Genomic DNA, 2,326 nt, shown 5'->3' with positions numbered 1-2,326 from the left:
AAAAAGAGGGGCAGGAACCGCGCTCTTGATCGCGGGTTCCTGCCCCCTGGAGAGAAGCGAAGACGCTCTCAAAGGCTCACCGGAATCGGGACGGTGAGCGCTGTCTCAGCCGGGAATCAGGCCTTGGCGAGGGCCTTGCCGACGAGGCGTCCGAACGTGACCGTGCGGCCGCAGGCCATGCCGGTCGAGAGGTTCGGGTAGGTGTTGGCGAAGTAGCTGCCCGAGTCGTTGCCGACGACGTAGAGGCCCGGGATCGGGTTGCCCTCGGTGTCGATGGCGCGCATCTGGGTGTCGATCTGGATGCCGTCCATCGTGCAGAGGATCTGGCCCGTGCACTTGCAGCCGTAGAACGGAGCCTTGTTGACCGGCGACAGACGGAACTTCTCCTTGGCGAAGTCCTCGTCAACGCCCTTCGCGACCATGCCGTTGTAGCGGTCGACCGTGGCGCGGAGCTGCTTCGGCGGGATGCCGAGCTTCTCGGCGAGCTCCTCGATCGTGTTGCACTGGAAGACGTAGCCGTCCTTGATCAGGCCCGGGAGCATGCGGTCGCGGATCGTCTGGTACGGGATGTTGGGGTCGGCGCCGTTTTCGAACGGATAGAGGCGCGAGCAGCCGTGCATCTTGAACTGCTGGCAGTACGTGGTCCAGTTGCTGTCGAAGATGACGTAGTGCGCGTGGCCCTTCTGGTACTCGTCGCAGTGCAGGATGTTCTCGTACGTGCCGGACTCGTTGATGAAGCGGACGCCGTCCTTGTTCACCTTGAGCCAGGGCTGCGAGCCCATCCAGAAGAAGCCGGAGTCGCCGGACTTCGTCGTCTCGGGGCCGGGCTCCTGATCCGGACGGATGGCCGTGCGGTCGAACATCATCATGGAGTGCGTCTCGTCGAACTTGGCACCGGCCCAGATGCAGGCGCGGATGCCGTCGCCGTGGGCGCCCGGCATGGCGCGGGTGCGGCCGTTGATGCGGAGGTTCCAGGGCTGGAGGGCCTCCATCATCTTCCAGTTCTGGGCGTAGCCGCCGGTGGCGACCACGACGCCCTTCTTCGCGTTGTAACGGACATAGTTGCCGTCGGCGTTCGTGGCGATGACGCCGGTGACGCGGCCGTTCTCCTTGACGAGCTTGACCATGCGGGTCGAGTAGTCAAAGCGGGCGCCCTTCTTCACGGCGTAGTCGTGGAGCACGCGGTTGCCGTCCAGGGGCTTGCCGGTGCCGTCGTTGCTGGTGCGCCAGCGCGGCGAGTGGCCGGTCGGGAAGTGATGGTAGCGGGACTCGTCGACCGTGTCGCCGGACTCGTGCCAGAGCTCGACGCCGCGCTCCTGCAGACGGTCGCCGTACCAGTCGATCGTGGCGCCGGAGTTGTCGCAGAAGAGCTTGACGAGGTCCTGCAGGTTGTGGCCGGCGGCGTACTGCGTGGCCATCGTGACGTAGTCCCACTTGTCGATCTTCGTGCCCCAGGCCTTCTGGTAGCGCGAGTCGATGGCGGCGAGGTCGTCACGGATGCCGGTGCCGGTGGGGAAGCGGTCGATGCCGATCACCTTGGCGCCTTCCTCGGCGGCGGCGCACACGGCGAACATGCCGCCCGTGCCGCAGCCCACGACGAGGATGTCGGTGTCGATCGTGGCGGAGATCTTGTCAGCGGGGATCTCGGGCTCCTTGCCGAGCCAGTCGCCGTCATCCTCGACGGCGGCGGCCTTCTCGATCACCTCGACGGGGATCTCGCCCTTGGCCTGCTGGATGCACTTCGCGGCGGCCTTCTGGACGGCGGAGGTGGTGATCGTGGCGCCGGAGACGCCGTCGATCTGGGCCGACTGGGCCTTGAGGAGGAACTCGCGGAGCTTCGGAGCGGCGGCCTGGCCGATGCTCGGGGTCTCGTGCGAGGCGTCGATCACGACGTCGGTGATCTTGTCGGCATCGAAGGTCATCGTGACGATGACGTCACCGCCGATGCCGGCGGCCTTCGAGGAGTAGGTGCCCGGGTTGTAGATGCCCTTCGGAGCAGCGAGCGCCATCGGCGACGCGGCCGTCGCGGCGAGGGTGGCACCGCTCGCGAGGCTCGTGCGAAGGAAATTTCTACGGGAAAGATTCTTCTTTTCCATCTTTTCTCTCCAGATATTATTTGGATAAAGGGCACCAATTTAGATATTGCGATTGACTGCCTTGAAGGCATCAGGAGAAACCGAGGAATCTCAATCGCTTGTACTAATGCGCCCAGTCAGGTCATTCGACCGCCCCAATATTTTCGAACTAATCAGGTTTAATTCGAAAGCGGGGTATTCCCAAACGACGGGGAAATTCTACGGGGCCGCCTCCGCGCGTCGTAACCCAA

1 protein-coding gene is annotated in these 2,326 nt (G+C 64.2%); it reads right to left on the bottom strand.

Features of this window, described 5'->3' with window-relative positions:
* Window positions 1-116: 116 nt before the first annotated feature.
* On the bottom strand, window positions 117-2,096 hold the full coding sequence (locus Q4F91_RS13355; RefSeq protein WP_303338223.1) for an FAD-dependent oxidoreductase: 1,980 nt from the start codon (window positions 2,094-2,096) through the stop codon (window positions 117-119).
* Between the last annotated feature and the right edge of the window lie 230 nt (window positions 2,097-2,326).

This window comes from Sutterella sp. (assembly GCF_030539355.1).
Taxonomy (GTDB): Bacteria; Pseudomonadota; Gammaproteobacteria; order Burkholderiales; family Burkholderiaceae_F; genus Sutterella.
Note: the sequence above shows the minus strand (reverse complement) of the source record. Positions and strands in the feature narration are given on the sequence as shown.

Excerpts from the sequence above, each read along its gene's own strand:
- Q4F91_RS13355 (WP_303338223.1), bottom strand. The coding sequence starts at position 2,096 with ATGGAAAAGAAGAATCTTTCCCGTAGAAATTTCCTTCGCACGAGCCTC.